25 protein-coding genes and 1 riboswitch are annotated in these 20,441 nt (G+C 72.2%); of the genes, 19 read left to right on the top strand and 6 right to left on the bottom strand.

Annotated features, from left to right (window positions below; translation table 11 throughout):
• Positions 1–38 precede the first annotated feature (38 nt).
• The 3 genes from caldi_RS10875 to cobO all read right to left on the bottom strand — a co-directional run bounded on the left by caldi_RS10875 (position 39) and on the right by cobO (position 3,545).
• A complete protein-coding gene (locus caldi_RS10875) occupies positions 39–998 on the bottom strand; it encodes a WD40/YVTN/BNR-like repeat-containing protein (RefSeq protein ID WP_264841789.1) in 960 nt (319 codons plus the stop codon).
• Positions 999–1,414: 416 nt separating this feature from the next.
• Positions 1,415–2,971, bottom strand: coding sequence for a cobyric acid synthase (locus tag caldi_RS10870; RefSeq protein ID WP_264841788.1), 1,557 nt, complete (start codon positions 2,969–2,971; stop codon positions 1,415–1,417).
• 28 nt (positions 2,972–2,999) lie between these two features.
• The gene (gene cobO, locus caldi_RS10865; RefSeq protein WP_264841787.1) at positions 3,000–3,545 is read right to left on the bottom strand and encodes a cob(I)yrinic acid a,c-diamide adenosyltransferase; all 546 of its coding nucleotides are present in this window, start codon (positions 3,543–3,545) and stop codon (positions 3,000–3,002) included.
• Positions 3,546–3,720: 175 nt separating this feature from the next.
• Positions 3,721–3,910: riboswitch (cobalamin riboswitch) on the bottom strand.
• Positions 3,911–4,002: 92 nt separating this feature from the next.
• Between cobO and caldi_RS10860 the strand changes: the two genes are divergently transcribed.
• Entirely contained in the window at positions 4,003–5,520 is a 1,518-nt protein-coding gene (locus caldi_RS10860) for a TolB-like translocation protein (RefSeq protein ID WP_264841786.1), read from the top strand.
• 90 nt (positions 5,521–5,610) lie between these two features.
• On the opposite strand, the gene caldi_RS10855 is transcribed toward caldi_RS10860, so the two are convergent.
• The gene (locus caldi_RS10855; protein ID WP_264841785.1) at positions 5,611–6,582 is read right to left on the bottom strand and encodes a radical SAM protein; all 972 of its coding nucleotides are present in this window, start codon (positions 6,580–6,582) and stop codon (positions 5,611–5,613) included.
• A 120-nt stretch (positions 6,583–6,702) separates the two neighbouring features.
• On the opposite strand from caldi_RS10855, the gene caldi_RS10850 reads away from it, so the two are divergent.
• Together caldi_RS10850 and caldi_RS10845 are read left to right on the top strand one after the other, a co-directional pair.
• Positions 6,703–7,161, top strand: coding sequence for a hypothetical protein (locus caldi_RS10850; protein ID WP_264841784.1), 459 nt, complete (start codon positions 6,703–6,705; stop codon positions 7,159–7,161).
• Positions 7,158–7,310, top strand: coding sequence for a hypothetical protein (locus caldi_RS10845; protein ID WP_264841783.1), 153 nt, complete (start codon positions 7,158–7,160; stop codon positions 7,308–7,310). The genes caldi_RS10850 and caldi_RS10845 overlap by 4 nt, the downstream gene beginning before the upstream one ends.
• A gap of 75 nt (positions 7,311–7,385) precedes the next feature.
• Here caldi_RS10845 and caldi_RS10840 read toward each other — a convergent pair whose 3' ends face one another.
• Positions 7,386–7,721, bottom strand: coding sequence for a hypothetical protein (locus tag caldi_RS10840; protein ID WP_264841782.1), 336 nt, complete (start codon positions 7,719–7,721; stop codon positions 7,386–7,388).
• A 172-nt stretch (positions 7,722–7,893) separates the two neighbouring features.
• Between caldi_RS10840 and caldi_RS10835 the strand changes: the two genes are divergently transcribed.
• Together caldi_RS10835 and caldi_RS10830 are read left to right on the top strand one after the other, a co-directional pair.
• On the top strand, positions 7,894–8,214 hold the full coding sequence (locus caldi_RS10835) for a hypothetical protein (protein WP_264841781.1): 321 nt from the start codon (positions 7,894–7,896) through the stop codon (positions 8,212–8,214).
• Between the two features lie 107 nt (positions 8,215–8,321).
• Positions 8,322–9,128 carry a glycosyltransferase family 2 protein gene (locus caldi_RS10830; RefSeq protein ID WP_264841780.1) on the top strand — a complete coding sequence of 269 codons (807 nt, stop codon included), beginning with the start codon at positions 8,322–8,324 and terminating at the stop codon, positions 9,126–9,128.
• On the opposite strand, the gene caldi_RS10825 is transcribed toward caldi_RS10830, so the two are convergent.
• On the bottom strand, positions 9,125–9,901 hold the full coding sequence (locus caldi_RS10825; protein ID WP_264841779.1) for a lipoyl protein ligase domain-containing protein: 777 nt from the start codon (positions 9,899–9,901) through the stop codon (positions 9,125–9,127). The two genes, caldi_RS10830 and caldi_RS10825, sit on opposite strands and share 4 nt — an antisense overlap.
• A gap of 191 nt (positions 9,902–10,092) precedes the next feature.
• Here caldi_RS10825 and caldi_RS10820 point away from each other — a divergent pair, with 191 nt between their 5' ends.
• The 14 genes from caldi_RS10820 to caldi_RS10755 all read left to right on the top strand — a co-directional run bounded on the left by caldi_RS10820 (position 10,093) and on the right by caldi_RS10755 (position 20,404).
• Positions 10,093–10,326, top strand: a complete 234-nt coding sequence (locus caldi_RS10820; protein ID WP_454464614.1) for a NifU family protein — start codon at positions 10,093–10,095, stop codon at positions 10,324–10,326.
• 67 nt (positions 10,327–10,393) lie between these two features.
• A complete protein-coding gene (locus caldi_RS10815; protein ID WP_264841778.1) occupies positions 10,394–11,578 on the top strand; it encodes a M28 family metallopeptidase in 1,185 nt (394 codons plus the stop codon).
• A gap of 195 nt (positions 11,579–11,773) precedes the next feature.
• Positions 11,774–12,283: a sigma-70 family RNA polymerase sigma factor gene (locus caldi_RS10810; protein WP_264841777.1), complete on the top strand. Its 510-nt coding sequence runs from the start codon at positions 11,774–11,776 to the stop codon at positions 12,281–12,283.
• Positions 12,280–13,335, top strand: a complete 1,056-nt coding sequence (locus caldi_RS10805) for a COG1361 family protein (RefSeq protein WP_264841776.1) — start codon at positions 12,280–12,282, stop codon at positions 13,333–13,335. The genes caldi_RS10810 and caldi_RS10805 overlap by 4 nt, the downstream gene beginning before the upstream one ends.
• A 30-nt stretch (positions 13,336–13,365) precedes the next feature.
• Positions 13,366–14,397, top strand: coding sequence for an HAD family hydrolase (locus tag caldi_RS10800; protein WP_264841775.1), 1,032 nt, complete (start codon positions 13,366–13,368; stop codon positions 14,395–14,397).
• A gap of 76 nt (positions 14,398–14,473) precedes the next feature.
• Entirely contained in the window at positions 14,474–15,016 is a 543-nt protein-coding gene (locus caldi_RS10795; protein ID WP_264841774.1) for an NUDIX hydrolase, read from the top strand.
• 75 nt (positions 15,017–15,091) lie between these two features.
• On the top strand, positions 15,092–15,241 hold the full coding sequence (locus caldi_RS10790) for a hypothetical protein (RefSeq protein ID WP_264841773.1): 150 nt from the start codon (positions 15,092–15,094) through the stop codon (positions 15,239–15,241).
• 97 nt (positions 15,242–15,338) lie between these two features.
• Positions 15,339–16,244 carry a 4-hydroxy-3-methylbut-2-enyl diphosphate reductase gene (locus tag caldi_RS10785; RefSeq protein WP_264841772.1) on the top strand — a complete coding sequence of 302 codons (906 nt, stop codon included), beginning with the start codon at positions 15,339–15,341 and terminating at the stop codon, positions 16,242–16,244.
• Positions 16,222–17,076: a transglutaminase-like domain-containing protein gene (locus caldi_RS10780; protein ID WP_264841771.1), complete on the top strand. Its 855-nt coding sequence runs from the start codon at positions 16,222–16,224 to the stop codon at positions 17,074–17,076. Before caldi_RS10785 ends, caldi_RS10780 begins: the two co-directional genes overlap by 23 nt.
• Before the next feature lie 6 nt (positions 17,077–17,082).
• On the top strand, positions 17,083–17,508 hold the full coding sequence (locus caldi_RS10775) for a metallopeptidase family protein (RefSeq protein WP_264841770.1): 426 nt from the start codon (positions 17,083–17,085) through the stop codon (positions 17,506–17,508).
• Between the two features lie 45 nt (positions 17,509–17,553).
• Positions 17,554–19,089: a PAS domain-containing sensor histidine kinase gene (locus tag caldi_RS10770; RefSeq protein ID WP_264841769.1), complete on the top strand. Its 1,536-nt coding sequence runs from the start codon at positions 17,554–17,556 to the stop codon at positions 19,087–19,089.
• A 5-nt stretch (positions 19,090–19,094) separates the two neighbouring features.
• Complete coding sequence (locus caldi_RS10765) at positions 19,095–19,772, top strand: response regulator (protein WP_264841768.1); 678 nt, start codon at positions 19,095–19,097, stop codon at positions 19,770–19,772.
• Between the two features lie 123 nt (positions 19,773–19,895).
• Positions 19,896–20,147 (top strand): hypothetical protein, encoded by a 252-nt coding sequence (locus caldi_RS10760; protein WP_264841767.1) that lies wholly within the window; start codon positions 19,896–19,898, stop codon positions 20,145–20,147.
• A 53-nt stretch (positions 20,148–20,200) separates the two neighbouring features.
• On the top strand, positions 20,201–20,404 hold the full coding sequence (locus caldi_RS10755; RefSeq protein WP_264841766.1) for a hypothetical protein: 204 nt from the start codon (positions 20,201–20,203) through the stop codon (positions 20,402–20,404).
• The last annotated feature ends 37 nt before the right edge of the window (positions 20,405–20,441 follow it).

Genomic DNA, 20,441 nt, shown 5'->3' with positions numbered 1-20,441 from the left:
GGCCCTTGTGCGCTTCCGGTCATGTTGTGCGCTTCCGGTCATGGCTTGCTCTGGCCCCAGGTCGCGCCCCCGTCCTCGCTGCGGTAGACGAGCCCCTGCCGCCCGTCCACCGTGACGGTCAGCACCCGTCCCGGCCGGGCCGGGCTGACGGCCAGCGACACGACCATCCCCCGTGGGACGGCGAGACGGCTCCAGGTGGTGCCGCCGTCGGTGCTCTTGTAGAGGGTGCCGTCAACGGCGGCGTAGACGGTTTGCGCCGCAGCGGGGTCGGTGGCGAGCGCCAGCGCGGTCCCGCTGGCGAGGCCCGCCAGGGGGCTCCAGCTGCGGCCGCCATCGGCGCTTCGGAGGACCCCGGCGCTCGCACTGCCCGCGTACAGCACGGGCGGGTTCCCGCTGGCGGCGGTCAGCGACGTGACGTCCCCCGGCACGTTGCCCGTGAGGCGCTCCCAGTTCCTGCCGCCGTTCTCGCTCCGGAACAGCCCGTGGCCGACCACGAAGGCGTACAGGCGCTCCGGGTCGCCCGGTGCCAGGGCGAAGCCGTGGACGTCGGTGCCGGGGAGATCGTGGGCGATCGGCTCCCACGTGGCGCCGCCGTCCCGGCTGACTTGGAGGATGTCGTGCCCGGCCAGGTAGAGGACCTGCGGGTCCGCCCGGCTGACGGCCAGCCCCATGGCATCGAAGTTCGGCCGCTCGATCACCGGCCGCCAGGTCCGGCCGCCGTCGTCGCTGCGCATGACGCCGTTGTGGTGGCCGAAGTACACCACGTCCGGGTTGTCGGGGCGGAACGCGAGCGCGTGGAAGTCGTTCGTCCGCAGCACGGCCAGGGGACGCGGGCCTCCCGGCCGGCCGGCGAGGATCACGACTGCGAGGAGCGCGACCCCGACCAGGGCCGCGATCGGCACCACCCAGCGGGTAGCGTCCGGCGGGGAAGCGCTCGCCTGGCCGGGACCACCGCCGGCGCGGGTGGCCTTCGAGCGCCGGCTTGCGTTCTTGCCCATGAAGCACCTCCCGTCTTGATTGGCGGGGCGGCCTGCGCGGGCCGCAGCGGGCCGCCGCCCCGGCGGGCGTTCGGCTGAAAACCTGTCGGTCATGGTACCTTTCGCGACCGGGCGGCGTCAACGGGGAAGGGAGCCCAACCCGCTGGACTCCGGAACGAACCCGGAGAGGGCAGTCCCGCGCCAACCGGTCGTGTTCGTTCTTCCAGGGGGCGAGGTCTCTTCCGTAGGTCACCGATTCCGGCCGGATCGGCACGGGCAGCCGCTCCGCGAGGTGCTCGAGGCGCTCCGCCGTTTGGTGGGCCTGATCGTGAAAGAACTCCAGTCGGTTCCGCACCTGTTCCCGTCGTGACGTCAATTCCGATCCCCCGGTGCGACCTGTAGCCGTAGCGTGTGCGCCGAACCGGGGGCCACATCGGCTACCGGAGCCCCATGATGGCATAGATGCGGGCCATGTCCAGCTCGGATCGCACACAGGCGGCCAGGCGGTCGAAGGTCGTTTCCCGGCGGAGCGCCGCGCGATCCGGCCCTGTCTCCATCGGTTCGAGCCCCCGCCGGCGCCAGAGCCAGGCGAGCCATGCGCGCCGGAGATCGTCGTTGTGGAAGACGTCGTGCAGGTACGTGCCCCAGACCTGCCCGGAGGCGTCGCTGGCGCCAAGGGCGTCGCCTGCCGCCGGGTCTTCCGGGGCGAGCACGTCCGGGGCCGTGAACAGCGGCCGGGCGTCTACCCCCAGGCGGGTGCGGCCCATGTGGATCTCGTACCCGGCCACCCGGGCGCCCTGCAGCCCCGCGAAGGGGCCCTGCCCACCCACCGCCACGGCGGCGGTGCGGCGGGTGGTCTTCTCGCGCGCCGGTGCGAACTCCGTCTCCACGTCCAGGAGTTCGAGGCCGGGCGTCTCCCGGTGCGGCGACTCGTACTGTCCGGGGTCCAGCACCCGCCTCCCCAGGATCTGGTAGCCTCCGCAGATGCCCACGACCGGCACGCCCCGGGCCGCCAGCCGCTGCACGGCGGTGCCCAGGCCGGTCTGCCAGAGCCAGCGCAGGTCGGCGGCCGTGTTCTTGGTTCCGGGGATCACCACGGCGTCGGCGCCCTGCAGCTCGGAGGGCGCCCGCACCCACAACACCCGGACGCCGGGTGAGTGGCGCAGCGGGTCGAGGTCCGTGGAGTTGCTGAGGTGGGGGAGCCGGATCGCGCAGATGCGCAGGTGCCCCTCGCCCCGGCTGTCGCCGGGCGTGTGCCGGGCGGCATCGTCCACCACGACCGCGTCTTCGGCCTCCAGGTCGACGTCGAGGTAGGGCAGCACGCCCAGGACCGGCTTGCCGGTACGCCGCTCCAGGAAGTCGACCGCCGGCTGCAGCAGGGCGCGGTTGCCGCGGAACTTGTTGATGACCAGCCCCGCGACCCGCTCCCGCTCCACCGGTTCCAGCAGCTCCAAGGTGCCGACCAGGGCGGCCAGCGCCCCTCCCCGGTCGATGTCTGCCACCAGCAGCACCGGGGCCTCTGCCCAGGCGGCGATGCGCATGTTGACGAGCTCGCGGTCGCGCAGGTTCACCTCGGCGGGTGAGCCCGCCCCTTCCAGGACCACCACGTCGTACCGGGCCCGGAGCCGGTCGAGGGACTCCCGGATGGCCGCGGCCGCCACCGCGTAGCCCTCCTGTCGATAGGTTCGGAAGTTCATGGTCGCGTAGGGCCGCCCGTGGATGACCACCTGGGACGCGTCGTCTCCGGCAGGTTTCAGCAGGACGGGGTTCATGTCCACCGTGGGCAGCACGCCTGCCGCCTCCGCCTGCACGCCCTGGGCGCGGCTGATCTCGAGGCCGTCCGGCGTGACGTAGCTGTTGTTGGACATGTTCTGGGACTTGAAGGGCGCCACGCGCCAGCCGTCTTGCCGGAAGATGCGGCACAGCGCCGTCACCAGCAGGCTCTTGCCGACGTTCGAGGCGGTCCCCTGGATCATGATCGTCCGCGCGGGCATGTGGCACCTCTGCACCACCACAAACCCCTCAGAACTCGATGCCCCGTTGAGCCCGGATGCCAGCCTGGTAGGCGTGTTTGACCGCCACCATCTCCGTCACGGTGTCGGCCGCCGCGACCAGCTCCGGTGGGGCGTCTCGGCCGGTCAGCACCACATGCAGGCGGGCCGGACGTTCCCGCAGCAGACGGAGCACGTCCTCGGTACTCACGATGCAGTTCAGGTCCGGGTCGGAGACGACGTTGCAGATCTCGTCGAGGATCACCAGGTCCCACCGGTCGGACATCGCTTCCTCACGCGCCTGCCTCCAGGCGGCCTCCACGGCTGCCTGGTGCTCCCCTAGCGGCCCGACCCGTCGCTCGGGGATGGTGAATCCGAGCCCGAGCCGCCGCAGTTCGAAGTTCGGGAGGTGCCGGAGCCCGTCGATCTCCGCCACCTTCCACTTCCCCTTGATGAACTGGATCATCAGCACCTTCATGCCGGCGCCGACCGCCCGTACCGCCTGGCCCATGGCCGCCGTCGTCTTGCCCTTTCCGTCGCCGGTGTAGATGAGCACCCGCCCTCGGGTTTCGGACATTCGCCTGCCCCCTTCCGCTGGCTGAGGCTCTCCCGCTGCCGAACGGATCGCCTCGCCGAACGGCACACCCCCGGCTCGCGTCAGGGCCGGGGGTGGCTGCCGAGCACGTGCGGGTTTGCCTCGCACGCCAACACGGCGGCGGGGGCAGCCGCAACCCTCCCAGCCCGCGGGGAGAAGCCGGGCCGACGTCCTGGCAGGTCTCCTGACTTCCGGATCACCGCTTCCCGGCACCTTCCCACCGTCTGCGCCGGACGGCAGTGGCATCACGCCGGGTTGCTCCCCGGTCACAGTGGCGCGACCGTGGCGGATTCGCACCGCCTTCCCTTTTCAGCCCGCGTCGGGCCACCAGGACGCCTCGTTTGTGTTGGCTGCAGTCTACCATGACAGGAAAAGAGCCGTCCAGGGGGGAACGGGGATCATGCCAGACACGGCGGCCCGCGGGGAAGGAGTGGGGCCTATGCCGCATCTGGGGCGGCGTCTGACGGTGGCCACCACGGTGATGCTCGGCCTTCTCGCGACGGTTGCCTGCAGTCCTCCGGCTTCTCCGGGCTCGCCTGGGGTGCACGGATCGCAGGAGCTCGCGCGGACCGATGATCAGATCGTTCCTCCCGGACTCACTGGGTCGCTGGTCGTGGAGGCCCTGCCCGACCTCGCCGGCGCCCGGCACTACCGCATTCGCCCCCTGCCGAACGGATACCCGGCGCTGGCCCTCTCAGCGGACGGCCGGCGGCTGGCGATGCAGTTTGCCCGGTTCGATCTCCAGGCCGAGTCAGACGCGCTCTCGTGGGCCGAACTCCAGGACGGTGCCACCGCGCGCCCGGTTCCGGGGCGGTCCGGTTTCATCCCGGTGGGGTGGGTTGACGAGGACACCCTTACCGTGATGGCGCCCGGGGAGGACTGGCGTGCCTCGGCGTGGCACCGCATCGACGTCGAGACCGGCCTCGACGAGCGGCCGCCCATTCACGCCACCGGTGGCACCGGGCAGGCGCCCAGGGCCACGTTCCATTCCCCGACCGGAACCCAGGTTCTGATCGTCCGGCCGGACTTCCGCGCGGAGGTTCTGGACATCGCCCGCTGGGAACTGAGGCCGCTCCGAACCACCCCTCCTCGCGACCGTGAGCTGCACGTGGTCGGCGCGTCCTGGAGCGGGGACGAGCGGCGCGCGGCCTTCGTGCTGCGTGGTCCAGAGGATGGTTCAGCTGTCCTGTGGCTTGTCGACCTGGCGGGTGGAGCCGTGCAGGCCGTCGGGCGGCCGGGCCGGTCGTTCGCGACGCCGCGCTGGGCGCCGAATGGGCGCCACTTGGCAGTAGGGGTCGGGGACGGGCGCGGCCCCGGTTACTTCCTCTATTCCGGGGTCGCGGACTGGATGGCCGTGCAGCGCGTCGCCGTGCTCGACCCGGAAGGGGCGGAGCAGGCGGTCTTCAAGTCGGACCCCGGATGGCTGCTCACGGACTGGCTGTGGTCGCCCCAAGTGGACCGGCTTCTCCTCATCTGCCATTCCGACATGGGCAGGCGGGACCCGGAAGGCCTGCCCGTGCTCGGCCCCGCCCAGTTGCTGGAGTGGAACTGGCGAGAGGGCGGCGTCCGCGCTCTGGGACGGCTGGGACAGGCCTACGGGGTCAGCTACGCGCCGGACGGGCGCACGGTTGTCGTCTTCGGCGAGTCGGAGGGCGAGCAGCCCACAATCCGGATCGTCGGTGACCAAGGGCATGAGAAGATCATCAGCGGCCTTTCTTCGGTGACGGCGCTCGAGCAGGTCTTCACGCCCCGTGTCGGCGAGGGGATCCTTCTCGCCGCCCGGGACCGCCGCGGCGCGCCCGCCGGCCTCCGGCTCCTCTTGCCCGATGGCCGCGTGCTGGACACCGGCGTCCCGGGGGCCGTGATGCAGGTACTCGAGGGCCCCGGCTGGGTGGGGGTGACCGCCTCCCACGGTGTTGACACCAGCCTCCATGTATTCGTACAGGATTCCCGGTAGGCGGCAAGGCCCGATACCGGCCGGTCGAGGCCAGTCCCGTCGGAACCTTCGTGGGTGGCGGGTCTGGTGCCGATGAGCCAACGATGTGCGCTACAACTTGAGGCGCGCCTGCACGACCCGCGTGGCTGCGCGGGGCGGCTGCGGACCCTGGCCGCACGGCCGGGAACCTGGGCCGGGAGCCGCCCTTCCCCGCTGCTCCGCCCGGCTTGCCGGGTGGACATCACAACCCAGTGCAGCGGCCACCCGGATCGCCTCGGCCCGCGCGGTCAGGCGCTGGCGGTATTCCGGGGGCGCGGTGGTGCGCCCGCGGTAGAAGGCCTCGTACTGCCGGGCGAGGGCGGGGTAGAACTCGCCCAGGATCTCCAGGAGGTACTCCCGGACCGCCGGATCGATCCGGAGCGGGCTCACGATGGCGCTGCGGGCACCCGCCTCGGCGGCCGCCCGGATGACCTGGCGGAGGCTGGCGGCCGAGTCGTTGAGTCCGGGCAGCACAGGGGCGACGAACACCCCGGTGGGGATGCCGGCCCGGGCCAGCCGCCGCACGGCCTCCAGCCGCTTCTCGGGCGGCGGGGCGCCGGGCTCGAGCCGGCGCCACAGGACCCGGTCGAGCGTGGTGACGGTCACGTTCACGGCTGCGCCTGCCCGGCGCTCGAGATCCTGCAGGACGTCGATGTCGCGCACCACGAGGGTGCCCTTGGTCGTCACGGACGCAGGGGTGGCGAACTCGGCCAAAGCCTCCAGGATGCGGCGGGTGAGGCGGTACTTCCCCTCCACGGGCTGGTAGGGGTCGGTCGCGGTGCCGACCACCACGTGCTCATGCGTCCACGAGGGCCTGGCGAGCTCCGTCCGCAGCACCGCCGGGGCGTTGACCTTGGCAAAGAGCACCTCCTGGAAAGACGTGCCGGGGTCGAGGTCCAGGTAGGTGTGGGTCTCCCTCGCATAGCAGTAGATGCACGCGTGCGCGCACCCCCGGTACGGGTTCGCCGACCAGGCGAACGGCATGCCGGTGACGCGGTTGAGAACCGACTTGCACTCGATCTCGTGCACGGTGGGCCGGGGCATCCACGCGCCCCCTCTTCGGTGTGTACCGAGAGCATAGAACATGTGTTCGGAGTTGTCAAGCCCGACTCCGCGGAACGCGCGGCCCGCCGGCAGCATCTGACTTACGGGGAGTGAGAAGCCATGCGAGACCGGATCCCGCATCTCCTCGCGGTGACGGCGGCGCTCGTCTTGCCCTACGTGGTGGGGCGGGTAGACACAGCGATCGGGGCTCACCTCGCTCGCACGTTCACGATGGCCTGGCACCTCGAGGCCGTGCGCCTCGCGCTGCTGGTCCTTCTCGGTTTTCTACTCGCTGCACCGGCCTGGTGGCCCGATGGCAGGTCGGCCGGGCGCTTCCGCTGGGGCGTGTTTCTCCTCTACGCGCTGCCGGGTCTGGTCCTGGCGGATCTGTACGTGGAGGAGCGCCTGATCGGGTTGTTCTCGCGCCTGGGTTGGGTGGATCCCCTGCTGAGGGGTGGAGTCAGACAGATCGGCGGCATCCTGGCCGGTTACGGGATCGGTCAGGCGCTCGCCACGCGACAGACGCCCGTCCCTGCTCTGCAAGGCATGGCGCGTCGGCACGGGGGGGACGCGCCTTGACGCTCTTCCTCGTGCTCGACCTGGCCGGCCTCTTCGTCCTGTTCCTGATCTACGCCGCCCTCCGCGACCTCATCGACGAGGTGAGGGCGCTGCGCCGGGATGTGCGGGCCGCCGGGGGAACCGCCGGCGACGCGGACCGTCCCGCGTGAACCTCACCGGTCGGCACGCAGTCCGGCCCCGGACGCGCCGCAGGACGGGCCGCCTGCCCGTCCTGCAAGCACGGCTCAGTTCCGGAGGGCCAGGAGGAGGATCAGCGCCACGACGAGGACGAGCGGGCTCACCCCCCGCTGCCGGGGGATGACCCGGCGCACGTCGAGCACCACCTCGCCGTCCTGGACGGCGAACCGCCCACAGACCGTCGCGTTCTCTCCGTCGACCTCCGTGAGTGGGACCGGCCCGCCGGCCGGTCCCACCACCTGCCGAACCGGTATGCCGTCGCCCAGGCGTGGGAAGACCCGCCCGGTGATCACCCCGACGCGCTCCGTGGCGTCGAGGAGCACGAGGCCGGTGATGCAGTGGAGGCCACTGACAGAATCAGGGGCCGTTTCCGAAACGAGCAAGGCCGGCACCTCCGCGCTGGAACCGTGGGCCAGAGATTTCGCCCGGGAGGCCGATCTCGAGGGGTCATCCCGGCGGTCACGCCCGGCGCCGCGGGTGGACCGCGGCCGCCGGGTCACGTGCTCCCGTGGCGACATAATATGCAGAGGACACGCCTCAGGACGGGGGGATAGCATGGAGCGGGTGACCGCTCGAGAGCTGCGGTCGGTCGTTCCGGTCATCCAGCATGCGACGGCCGAACTCGTCTACGGTGCCTCGCCGATCCACGCCATCGCGCAGGCGGCCGTGGCCGCTTACCTCGTGGGCCGGGGGGTGGATCCCCGCCGGGCCATCGTGACCGCCGAGCGTGCCGAAGCCCTGGGCTATGTCCCCGGCTACGAGCCGGCCGTGCTCGACCGCCTGGAGCGCCTGGCCATGGAGCGCGGCGCCCTGTTCGGCGTGACCGGCCCGTGGGGCGCGGTCCCGATCGTCTTCTCGCCGATCTTCGCCCCGTAGCGGGCGCGCCAGGCAGAGAAGGAGGACCCGGACGGGCGACCTCGAATCTCACCCCGATGCCCGGGCGAGCCCCGGTTCCCCCAGAGCCCTGCAGGGGGTGACGGCCCGTGGCCCCGAAGGTGAGCATCCTGATCCCGACCTACCGGCGCCCGGAAGCGCTCGCGGAGTGCCTGGGGGCCATCGCTGCCCAGGACTACCGCGACTTCGAGTGCATCGTGGTGAACGACGGCGGACCCCCGGTCGACGCCGCGCTGGCCAAGCACCCGCAGTTGCCGGTGCGCCTGGTGAACCTGCCGCAGAACGCGGGCCACGCCGCAGCCCGTAACGAGGGGCTGCGGCTGGCGCGCGGGGAGCTCATCGCGCTGTGCGACGACGACGACCTCTGGCTGCCGGGCCACCTCGGCAGCCTGGTGGCGGCCGCGGAGGCCGGGGCCGACCTCGCGTACACCGATGCCGAGCTGGTCGTGCTGCGGTGGACTCCCCGAGGGCGCGTGCCGTTGCGCCGGGAGCTGTTCGCCTTCGCCTTCGACTTCGATCCACAGCTCTTGCGGCGGTGGAACACGATCGTTCCGTCGTCGGCGCTGTACCGGCGCGCGCTCCACGACGAGCTCGGCCTCTTCGACGTGACCGTGCGGGACTACTGGGACTGGGACTGGTGGCTCCGGGCGGCGCCGGGGCGGCGGGTGCGGCGGATCCCCGAGGCGAGCGTCCTGGTGGCGGTCGACGAGGCGGGCGCCAACGCCTCCGCCGACCCGGCGCGCATGGCGCCCTTCCTGGAGCGTCTCGTCCGGAAGCACGACCTCGGGCCGCTGCCGGTGAGCAACTTCCTGCGTATGCTGTCCGAACCGGAGCTCCGGCCCGCGCTGCGCCCCTCCGCCCGGCCCTGGGACGGGGTGCGGTTGCCGGGAGGCTAGTGCGGGGCCAGGAGAGCGGCGAGCGCTCCGGCCAGCTCACCGACGCGCACCGGCCGGCCCGCCGCCTCCGAGAGGCTCTGCACCGCTTCGGGGTGGACCTCCGGATAGGGACCCTTGCCGGGAGGCCCGGGGTCGACCCCGGGCGCGGCGAGGGCGTAGAAGCGGGCAGCGAGCCCCGCCCGGGAGGCGCCCTCCCCCTCGACCAGCACGAAGGCATGGACCAGGGAAGCCAGGCGCCGGCGGCGCTGCGCGATGCCGGCGACCTTCCGGCCGCCCACCGCCACGTCGCTGTCGCCCGGGCAGTACCCGCCCGGAACGAGCCCCCGGGTGGCGCGCAGCCGCAGGCCCGCCAGGGCGACCCGCAGAAGGGCGTACATGGCGTCGAAGCCGTCCTCGATCCGGAGCGCCCGCGCCGGGTAGACGAGGGAGACGTTCAGGACGCCGGCGTCGAGGGGCACCGCCGTGCCGCCCGACAGCCGGACCGGCACCTCGTAGCCTTCGGCGCGCAGCGCCTCGGCGGCCTCTGCCCAGCGGGGCAGCCGGGTGTCCCGGTAGCCGAGCACCAGCGCTTTCTCGTGGCGCCACAGGTGCAGGAGCGGGAGGTCCTCCCCCCGACCGACCGCCTCCAGCGACCTCTCTTCCCACGCGAACGTGTCCTCGAGCGGTCCCCGGGCGGGGGTCCCGGAGTGGTCGACGACCTGCCAGCGTGGGTGTTCGCGGAACACAGCGGCTGCCCGCAGTTCGGGGGGCATCGGCTTCTGCTGCTCGTCCATACCCTCCTCGATTCTGCTCCGATCGCCCGGCTCCTGCGAACGGTTCTCACCCCTGTACAGAATGAGTCTAGATAGGGTACACTACATCTAAGAAAAGGAACTACATGGTGCTTCGTGGCCCTTCGGGCCGGACTGACGTCGCAGGGGAAAGGAGGCCGTGAGCCTCGCCGGAGAGAAAGGATGGGGCGTCGGTGGATCAGATTCGGGAGCGGATCGAGCGGGCACTGGAAGCGGTCCGCCCGGCGCTGAAGGTCGACGGGGGAAACGTCGAGCTGCTCGAGTACAATCCGGAGACGGGTGTCGTGCGCCTCCGGCTCATCGGCAGCTGCGGGGACTGCCCCATGAGCATGATGACCCTCAAGATGGGCATCGAGCGGGCCGTCCGCCAGTCGGTCCCGGAGGTCAAGCAGGTCGTGGCCATCTGAGGCGGTCCGGTGGGTTCGCAAGGGGCGACCGGCGGCGGACCGCCGGTTTTTTCGTGGGGTGATGGGGATGGCGGAGCGGGCGGATACCACCGGGGCGTGGGAGCACGTGCAGGTCCTGGCGGGCGAGATCGGCCCCCGACCGGCCACGGGCCCGGCCGAGGCGCGCGCCCAGGGCTACGCCGAGGAGGTGCTGCGACGGGCCGGGTTTGACGTCCGCGTGGAGCCGTTCCGGTCCCAGACGACCTTCACCTGGCCCTGGCTGCTCGTGGGGAGCCTGGTGACGGCGGCCGGGATCCTGACGTGGTGGCCGGGGCTGCGCGGGCTTGGGGCGGTCGCCGGCATCCTCGGGGTGGTGGCGTTCATCGGGATGGCCGACGTGGCGCTGGACGTGGGCCGCCTCTTCGCCACCGGGGCGAGCCGCAACGTGATCGGCCGGCTGGCTCCGGCCGGGCGTCCCGAGCGCCGGGTGGTGCTGGCGGCCCACGCGGACTCGACGAAGGCGGCCCTGCTCTTTCACCCTGCGCAAGCCCGCCGCTTCGGCACCAACCTCCGGATCCACATGGCCGGGAGCGTGTGGGTCGCCCTGGCTGCGGTGCTGGGGGCTCTCGTGCCCGGCGCGCTGCGGTGGGAGTGGATCGCCCTCCCGGGGCTCGTGCCGGTGGTCTACGGGCTCGGGCTCCTGGTCCACCGCGAGCTGGCCATGCCGTGGGTGCAGGGGGCGAACGACAACGCCTCCGGCGTGGGCCTTGCGCTGGCCCTGGCCGAGCACTTCGGCAAGAACCGGCCTGAGCGGACCGAGATCTGGGTGGCGATCACGGGCTGCGAGGAGGTCGGCGCTCCCGTGGGCATGGCCCGGCTGGTGGCCCGCCACCGGGCGGAACTCCGTGGGGCCAGCGTCCTGGTGCTCGACAACCTCGGAGCCGGCGAACTCCGGTACCTCCTGGGCGAGGGCAACCTCCGGTTCCACCGCTCCGACCCGGAACTGGTGCGGTTGGCGGCAGCGTCGGCCGCCCGCCACCCCGACTGGCGGATCGGCCCGAGCCGTGTCCCTCCGGGCTCCTACACCGACGCGCACGCCTCCCTCGCCGCCGGGATCCCGACGCTGGCCATCTGGGCCGAGCGGGACGGGGTCCTGCCGAACTGGCACTGGCCGACCGACGTGCTCGCCAACGTCGAACCCGAAACGCTGGCGCGTGCGTTCACCTTCGTGCGGGAGATCGTCGAGGCCATCGACCGGCCGCACATCGCCTGAGCCGGCCGCCGGGCGCGAAGAATCCCTGCCGGCGCTTTCCGGCGGGCGGCGTGAAACGGACCGTGTCCCACCTCCGTCCAAGAGGCGGAGCGGGCCATCCCCACGCCGCCGGCTTGCGCCACCCGAGCGGTGCGGTTACCATAAGGAGCGACTGCGGCGAAGGGGATGGGGGCGCTGTTGGGAGCCGGAGGGGCGGTGGATCGGGACGAACTGCTCACGCAGTGGATGGAGCAGTACGGCACCCGGATCCTGCACCTGGCCTACTTCTACCTGAAGGACCGCCACCTGGCCGAGGACGTGGCCCAGGAGGTGTTCCTCCGGGCGTACCGGCACATGGACAGCTTCCGGGGCGACAGCGCGGTGTACACGTGGCTGTACCGCATCGCCGTCAACGTCTGCCGGGACCGGGCGCGTTCGCCCTGGTGGCGGCGCGTGACCCTGCCGGGGCAGCTCCCGCTCGCCACCGGCGGCGAGTTCCCGGAGGAAGCGGCTGTGCAGGCGGATCGCCGGCAGGCCGTGCTGGAGCACGTCCTGGCCCTGCCCGTGCACTACCGTGAAGTGCTCGTGCTGTACTATTACCAGGACCTGAGCACGGGAGACATCGCCCGGGTACTGGACCTGCCCGAGAACACGGTGAAGACCCGCCTGCACAGGGCCCGCCAGCAGCTGCGCGACGCCCTGTCCGCCCGGGGGGTGACCGCATGAAGGATCCGGATCTCGACGAGCTCATGGGCCGGTTCCGGCGCGAGGCCGAGGCGGCGCTGGGCGGGTGGGAATTCGGCAGCGAGTTGCGGGAGCGGGTGTGGCAAAGGCTCGCCGTGCCGTCGGGCCCGCACGCTGCAGGGCCTCACCCCTTGCCGCGGGCGTGGTACGCCCGGCCGGGGCTGCTGGCGGGGGTCACCGTGGCGGCGGCGATCGGGATCGCTCTCCTGGTCGTGGGCCCGCCGGATGCGCTCGCGCCCTACCTGCACGGACGGGCCGCGAAGAGCGAGCCCCAGGCGGCGACTTCCGCTCCGGCGCCGTCTTCGGCCCCGTCCGCCGGCCCCCGGGCCCCGGCCGTGCCGGAGCGCGGCGGGACCGAACGGTCCGCCGCCCCGATGGTCGCGCAGGACATGGCGGTCCCGGGGGCGGCCGCTGCACCCGTCCCGGCTCCGGCCCGGGAGTCCGGTGCAGAGGACGGCGCGGCCGCGCAGGGAGTGGCCGGCGAGACCACGCCGGGCGGCGCCGGGGCGGCGACCCTCCGGGTTCAGGGATCGGGTGCCGGGAGCGCCTCGGTGGGGGCGGCCGGGGCGTCCGAGGTGGCCCCGGAGGCCGGGGCCACCGTGCAGGTGAAGTACAGCGCCCAGGTCACGGTGGCCCCCGCCGGGGAGACGCCCCGGGCCGGGCGACCGGTTCGCCTGGCGGTCACCCTCCGGGCGGTCACCGACCTGCCCGCCCTGACGGTCACCGGCCGGCTCGAGACCTTCGAGGGTCCGGTCTCGCTCCCCGAGGGTCGGGTACCCCAGGGCCTGAAGGCCGGCGAGCAGACGGCCGTGAGCCTCGATTGGGACGCGCGCCTGCCGTCGAGTCGCGCCCCGGCGCCGCCGGGCGACTACCCGGTCTCGGTGCGCGTGCTCGTCTCCGGCAGCGAGGTGGGCCGGGCCGAGTCCGTGCTCCGGCTCGCGCCGCTCCGGGAAGACGGCGCCTCGCGGGCCGGGCCGGCGCGCTACGCGGCGTATCGCCCCGTGTTCGGGCGGTCGGGCCCGGCGGTGTACTGATCCCACCCCTCGCACGGAGGAGATTCCCACGTGACGGACGACCTGTCCGCCCCCGGGCGCGCGTGGGTGCGCCCCGGGGCGCTCGTGCTTCTGGCCCGCGTCGACACGGTGGTCTTCGACGTGGACGGCGTGCTGCTGGACACGTCGGCGTCCTACCCGCGGGTGATCGAGGAGGCAGCCCGGTTCTACTTCACCCACATCCTGCGCTGGCCTGGCCGGGGCGACCCGATCCGGGCCGACCAGGTCCCCCTCCTGAAGCGGGCCGGCGGCTTCAACAGCGACTGGGACGTCACGGCGGCCGTCATCCTGTTCTACCTGGCGAAGGCCGCCCGCCTGGGGGCGGTCGACCTGGGCGCGCTGGTGGCGGCCCCGCCCACCCTGCCGGAGTTCGCCGAGGCCGTCACCCGTGCCGGGGGCGGGCTGGGCGGCGCGGTGGAGGTGGCCCTCGCCGGTCTGCCGGACGCCCTGCGGGCGGGGGTCCTGGCCGACTGGGACCGGGCGCTCATCGACCGCATCTGCTGCGAGTTCTACGGCGGCGAGGACGGCTGTGAGCCCATGTTCGGGTTCCGCCCCCGATACGTGCGGGGCCCCGGCCTGTACCGGGCGGAGCGAGCGCAGCTGGGCGCCGGCCGCCTCCTGTCGAGCGGCATGCGGCTCGGCCTGTACACCGGCCGGGTCATGGGGGAGGCCCTCTTCGGGCTGGAGCAGGCCGGGCTGGCGGGGGTCTTCGCCCCGGAGGCGATCGCCTCGAGCGACGGGCCGTACCGCAAGCCGGACCCGCAGGGGCTCCTGCACCTCGCCCGGGTGCTCGGGAGCCGGGGCGGCATCTTCCTGGGGGACAACGTGGACGACGCCCTCACGGTCCGGCGCTATCGTGAGGAGCAGCCTGCCGGGGCTCCCCCGTTCCTGTTCGCCGGGATCACCGGCGGCGTGCTGGGAGATCGCGCCGAGGCGATCTTCCGGGAGATGGGGGCCGACGTCATCGCCCCGGAGCCGGGGGCGGTACTGGACCTGCTGGTGCGGGCCCGGCAGGATGGTGGGTCGCCTGCAGGGAATTGTTGAAAGATACTCCGGGAGGCGACCCGCCGTGCACACCGTCCACCCTCAATTGCTGGCGGATCTGACGCGACGCTTCGGCATGCCGCGGGTCCTCCACTGGGAAGTCGAGATCGGCCCCGCCGAGATGGAGATGGTGCGGGCCTCGCGGCGAGGGTGGCGGTCCCACGACGTGACCTTCTTCATCATCGGCCCGCACGCGCTGGTGGCGCTCATCCGCAAACCGTCCTTCCCGCCGGGGGTCTGGCGGGCCCCCAGCGGCGGGGTGAACCCCGGTGAGGACTTCGTGGCCGGCACCACCCGGGAGGCGGCCGAGGAGACCGGGCTCGACATCACGCTGGAGCGCTACCTCGTCCGCATCCACGTCACCTTCCGGACGCCGGCGGGTAGTCAGGAGCCCTGGGTCTCGCACCTCTTCCTGGCCCGCACGGAGGGCACGCGCCTCTTGCCCCGCGACCACGGCGAGATCGCCGGAGCCCGGTGGTCGACCCTGGAGGAGCTCACGGGGCCCATCCGCCGCCGGCTCCTGGCGACCGGGCGCGGCCTGTTCCGTTACCGCGCCCTCCTGCACGACGCGGCGTACGCGGCCCTCCGGGGCGGACCTTACCCTGCGCCCGCTGAGTGACGCCGCGTTTACAGGCAGACGCGGGCTGTGCCACAATGCAGCCGTGCACCGACCACCGCAGAAGGAGGCCTTCGGATGTCGTTCTGGACGTGGCTTGTGATTCTCGCCGTCGCCGCCGTGGTCGTCGGGTGGGCGGTGGGCCTGAACGCCGGGGCCGAGACCGGTTCGGAGCACGACGGCCACGGGCACGGGGGGCACGGGGGGCACGGCGGCGGGCACCACTAGGCGCCCGCGCACGGGCCGCACGGGGCCGGGCCGTGAGGGGTCCGGCCCTTCCGTGTGTTATAATGATGCAAAGCGCTCCCCCTCGAGGAGAGTGGCGATGGAGGTCTTGAAGGTGACCCCCCGCGGGTACTGCCACGGGGTGGTCGATGCGGTCCAGATCGCCCGGCGGGTCGCGGCGGACCCGACCGTCCCCCGCCCCATCTACATCCTCGGGTACCTGGTGCACAACCACCACATCGTCGAGGAGCTGGCCCGGATCGGGGTGCAGACGCTGGACGGGCCGAGCCGCCTGGAGATCCTCGAGTCGATCGAGCCGCCGGCCACGGTCATCTTCACCGCTCACGGCGTGTCCCCGCAGGTGCGCGAGCGGGCACGCGAGAAAGGCCTCCACGTGGTGGACGCCACCTGCACGGACGTCACCCGGACCCACGACCTGATCCGGGATCTCGCCGCCAGAGGGTACGAGATCCTGTACGTGGGCAAGCGGGGACATCCGGAACCGGAGGGGGCCCTGGGCGTGGCCCCCGGAAAGGTCCACCTCATCGAGACCGCGGCGGACCTGGACCACCTGCACCTGACCTCGGAGAAGATCGCGGTCACGACGCAGACGACCATGTCCCTCTGGGACACGCAGGCTCTGATCGAGCAGATCCGTGCCCGTTACCCCCGGGTAGAGGTATACAACGAGATCTGCCGGGCCACGCAACTCCGCCAGGAAGCGATTGCCCGGGCGGCGCCGGAAGCCGACGTCGTCATCGTCGTGGGTGACCGGCGCAGCAACAATTCGAAGCGCCTCGTCCAGGTCGCCCAGGAAATCGGGGGGCGAGAGGCGTATCTGGTGGATCACGTGGGGGAGGTCGACCCGCGGTGGCTGGTCGGGCGTCGCCGGGTGGCGGTCACCTCCGGCGCCTCGACACCGACCTCGGTCACCCGGGAGGTCATCCGTTTCCTGGAGCAGTTTGATCCGGGGGCTGGCGGGAATGAAGGTACTGACGGATCGTGAACTGGAGGCCCTGGTCACCCTCCTGGGCGACGAGGACCGGCGCACCGCCCGCATCGCCCGGGAACATCTGATCGGAGCCGGAGAGCGCGCCCTCCCCTTCCTGGCGGAAGGGGCCCGCGCCGGGGATCCGCTGATCCGGGGCCGGGCCCGGCTCCTGCTGGAGGAACTGCGCCAGGCAGACCTCGAGAGCCGTTTCGCCGCCTTCGGGGCGCGGTCGGACGCCGACCTCGACCTGGAGGAGGGCGCGATCCTGGTCGCCCGGATCGGCAACCCGGACGTGGATCCCACCGGTGTGTCCGCAGCCCTGGACCAGCTGGCGGACGGGGTCCGCGACCGGGTGCCGCTGGACATGCCGGCTGCGGACCGGGTGCAGATCCTGGGCCGGTACCTGGGAGCCGAGGTCGGACTGCGGGCCGGTGGGGTGGAGGAGCCGGAGCACTCCTTCATCGACCGCGTGCTCGAGCGGAAGGTCGGGGTCCCGATTCTCCTCTCGACGATTTACATCCTGGTCGGGCGGCGGCTCGGCATCGCCATCCGGGGCGTGGGGCTGCCGGGGCATTTCATCGCCCGGGCCGACCTGCCGACCGGGGTGGTCTACCTCGACCCGGCCGGAGGCGGGCGGACGTGGGGCCGCGCCGACTGCTTCGCGTACCTGCGGAGCGTGGGCATCGCTCCGACCGACGCCTACCTGCGGCCGACCACCGTGCGGCGGATGGTCGCCCGCATGGTGGCGAACCTCATCAGCAGCCTGACCCAGCGCGGGGAAGAACCCCGGGCTGCCCAGCTCCACCGGCTGCTGGACGTCCTGGGGACCCGTGATGGAGGAGGGTAAGGGGCGGTGGACATCGAGCGGTTCAGCGCCCTGGCCGACGCCCTGGCGGAGCGCCTGCCGGAGCCCCTCCTCGCCGGGCTCTCGGGCGGGATCGTGATCGAGGAGCGGCCCCGGCGCCATCCCGGGGACCCCGAGGGCGTGTACGTCCTCGGGGAGTACATCCGGGACGAATGGCTCGGGCCCAGGATCGTGCTCTACTACGGATCCTTCCAGCGGCTGTTCGGCGCAGAACCGGACTCGGTGTGGGAGCAGCAGCTCTGGGACACGATCCGCCACGAGCTCCGCCACCACGTGGAGGACCAGGCGGGGCTCAGGGACCTGGACGTCGAGGACCAGATCGAGCTGGAGCGCATGCGAGAAGAGAGCCGGGAGGCCCGCCGCGTGGGCCGGCTCCGGCGCGCGGCGCGGAGGCTGAGAGGTCGTGCCCGCTAGCCCGGCCTCGGCAACATGGCGGTGGGCCCGGGGAGGGAGGAACCAGTGGCGGTCCTGACGGCTGCAGAGGTGGCACGGGCGCTGTTCGAGCACGCCGCGGACGCCATCGTCCTCGTGGACCGGTCTCGCCGCGTCCGTGCCCTGAACCCGGCGGCAAGCCACCTCCTGGGTTGGGAGCCGGAGGCGGCGTGTCACCTGCCATGTCAGGAGGTCCTCGGCTGCCTGGACGGGCAGGGGCGCGCCTTCGAGCCGCACGCCTGTCCGTGCATGCAGGCGCAGCAAGGGGTGCCGGTGCGGTACTTCGAGATGACCGTCCGGGGCGGCGGCGGCCAGCGGGTGCCGGTTAGCGTCAGCGCCTCGGCGGTGCAGGTCGAGGGCGAGGAGATGGTCTCCGTCATCCTCCGCGACCTGTCGGCCCAGCGCAAGCTCGCCTCCGAGCTCGACGCGCGCCGGCGGGAGGCCGAGTTCCTGTACGGTCTGGCCCGCGACCTCGCCTCGCTGCCGGGGGCCGACACCGGCATCCGGGCGGCGCTCGACCGGCTCCGGCAGTTCTACGGGCTGGACGTCGCGGGGCTCCTCGAGCTCGAGGACTCCGGGCGGTACCTCTACTACCGGTTCCTGAGCGGGACCGAGCAGGACTTCAGCCACGAGCGGATTCCGGTGGCCGAGAGCCTGCACGGCCCGGTGATCACGGCCGGCGAGGTCCGGGTGATCCCGGACTGGGAGGAGGACCTCAGCGGCTGGAAGGGCCGCGCGCCGCTCATGACCAGCGAGCGGGTCAAGAGCGCGGTCTACCTGCCCCTCAAGAGCCGCGGCCAGGTGCTGGGCTCCCTGGTCCTGGGCAGCCGGACGCGGCGCACGTTCGGCGAAGCCGAGGTCGAGCTGCTGAAGGCTGCGGCCGATCATCTGGCGGTGGCCTTCGACAACTATCGCCTGTACTCGCGCCTGAAGGACCAGGCGGTCGCCGAGGAACGGCGGCGCCTGGCCGCGGAGATCCACGACAGCCTGGCCCAGACCATCGCCATCATCGGCCAGCGGGTGCGGGAGCTTCGCCGGATGCTCGTCCAGGGTTCCCGCGAGGTCGGCGAGTACGTGGAGGCCCTCGAACGGGTCGTGGACCAGGCCCACCGGGAGGTCCGGCAGGCCATCTTCGACCTGAAGAGCCCCGTCGGGCTGGGGCCGGACTTCATCGAGACGCTGCGGGAGTACCTGGAGGAGTTCAGCCTCATCCACCACATCCCCGTCGAACTCGTCACCGCTCCCGACACGGGGCTGGTGGTGCCGCTCCAGATGGAGGTGCAGCTCTTCCGCATCGTCCAGGAGGCCCTCAGCAACGTGCGCAAGCACAGCCAGGCGAGCCGCGTCGTGGTGCAGTTCGCGCGGCGGGGGCCGGGCCTCCTGGTCATCCGCGTGGAGGACGACGGCATCGGATTCGACGTGGGGCAGCGGCCCCGGAAGGGTCACTACGGCCTGCAGATCATGCAGGAGCGGGCCAAGTCGGTCGGCGGTCTCATGACCGTGCGCTCGCAGCCCGGTCGCGGCACCGTGGTGGAGGTCGAGATCCCGCTGGCGAAGGAGTGAGGGCGTTGCGGGTCCTTTTGGTCGACGACCACATCATGTTCCGCAAGGGCGTGCACGCGACCCTGTCGGCGGCCGAGGGCATCACCGTGGTGGCCGAGGCGTCCACCGGCAAGGAAGCGGTCGACCTGGCAGTGCGCTATCGGCCCGATCTGGTGCTCATGGACATCAACATGCCGCAGATGAACGGGGTACAGGCCACCCGGCTCATCAAGCAGCAGGTGCCGGAGACCCGGATCGTGATCCTGACCGTGTCGGACATCGACCGCGACCTGTTCGAGGCCATCAAGGCCGGAGCCGACGGCTATCTGCTCAAGAACCTGGGGCCGGAGGAGCTCGTCGCGGCGGTTCGCGCCGCCGGCGCCGGAGAGGCGCCGGTCTCCCCGCTCATGGCGGCCAAGGTGCTGAAGGAGTTCCGCCAGGGCAAGGCGGCCGGGGGCGCGCCGGAGGACTCGCACAACCTGAGCCCCCGCGAGGTCGAGGTGCTGCAGCTGGCCAGCCAGGGGCTCACGTACAAGGAGATCGCCGCCCGGCTGTACGTCGCCGAGAGCACGGTCAAGAACCACATGCGTCACATCATGGAGAAGCTGCACCTGCGCAACCGCTCCGAGGCGATCCGGTTCGCCTTCCGGGAGGGGCTGGTGCAGGAAACGGGCCCGTCCGACGACGAGAGCCGTTCTCCGTGAGGCGGCGGTAATCGTCGCGATTGCCAACAGGAATCGACCGGAACTTGCTGCTGCTCTTATGATCTGGTACCATATCGCCAGACCGGGGCCGGGACGGCCCGGCGAACACGGAGGCGGTATGGGTTGGCGAAACGAGGGTCCGGAAAGACGGCCGCCCGCCCCGGGCGGACGGTTCCCGTGGGGTGGGAATTCGAGGTCCCGCTGACCGAGGTCGAGGAGGCTCGCCTGAGCCAGGCCCGGGAGCTCGAGGCGTTCTACCGGACACCGGTGGACCTCCTGAGCGACGAGGACGTGGCGCGCTTCCTGGTCCGCAGGGTGGCGCCGAGCGCGCGCTACCTGCGCCCGGGTGCCCTGGGGCAGAGCGGGCTGTTCTGAGCGCCCCGGCCCTGTCACGGGTCGGGCCGCGCCCGGGCGGGAGTGGTGTAGTGGTGCTTCGGTGCATGCTGTGCGGACGACCCGCCGGGGACGATCCGGTGGCGGCCGCGCGGGAGCGGGAGGCGGCGGAGCGGGCCAAGGTCACCGGCAGTCCGGCCAGGGCAGTGTGGATCTGCCCCATGTGCTCCGGCAAGAGCCGTCACGAGGCGGAGGAGGCCGGCCACGGGCTCAAGGGGAAGAACCGGCCGCCGCTCTGAGTGGCCCCGAGAAGCCCTTGTGCTAGAATGGGTGCGC

Origin of the sequence: Caldinitratiruptor microaerophilus (assembly GCF_025999835.1) — a bacterium.
GTDB lineage: Bacteria > Bacillota > Sulfobacillia > Symbiobacteriales > ZC4RG38 > Caldinitratiruptor > Caldinitratiruptor microaerophilus.
Note: the sequence above shows the minus strand (reverse complement) of the source record. Positions and strands in the feature narration are given on the sequence as shown.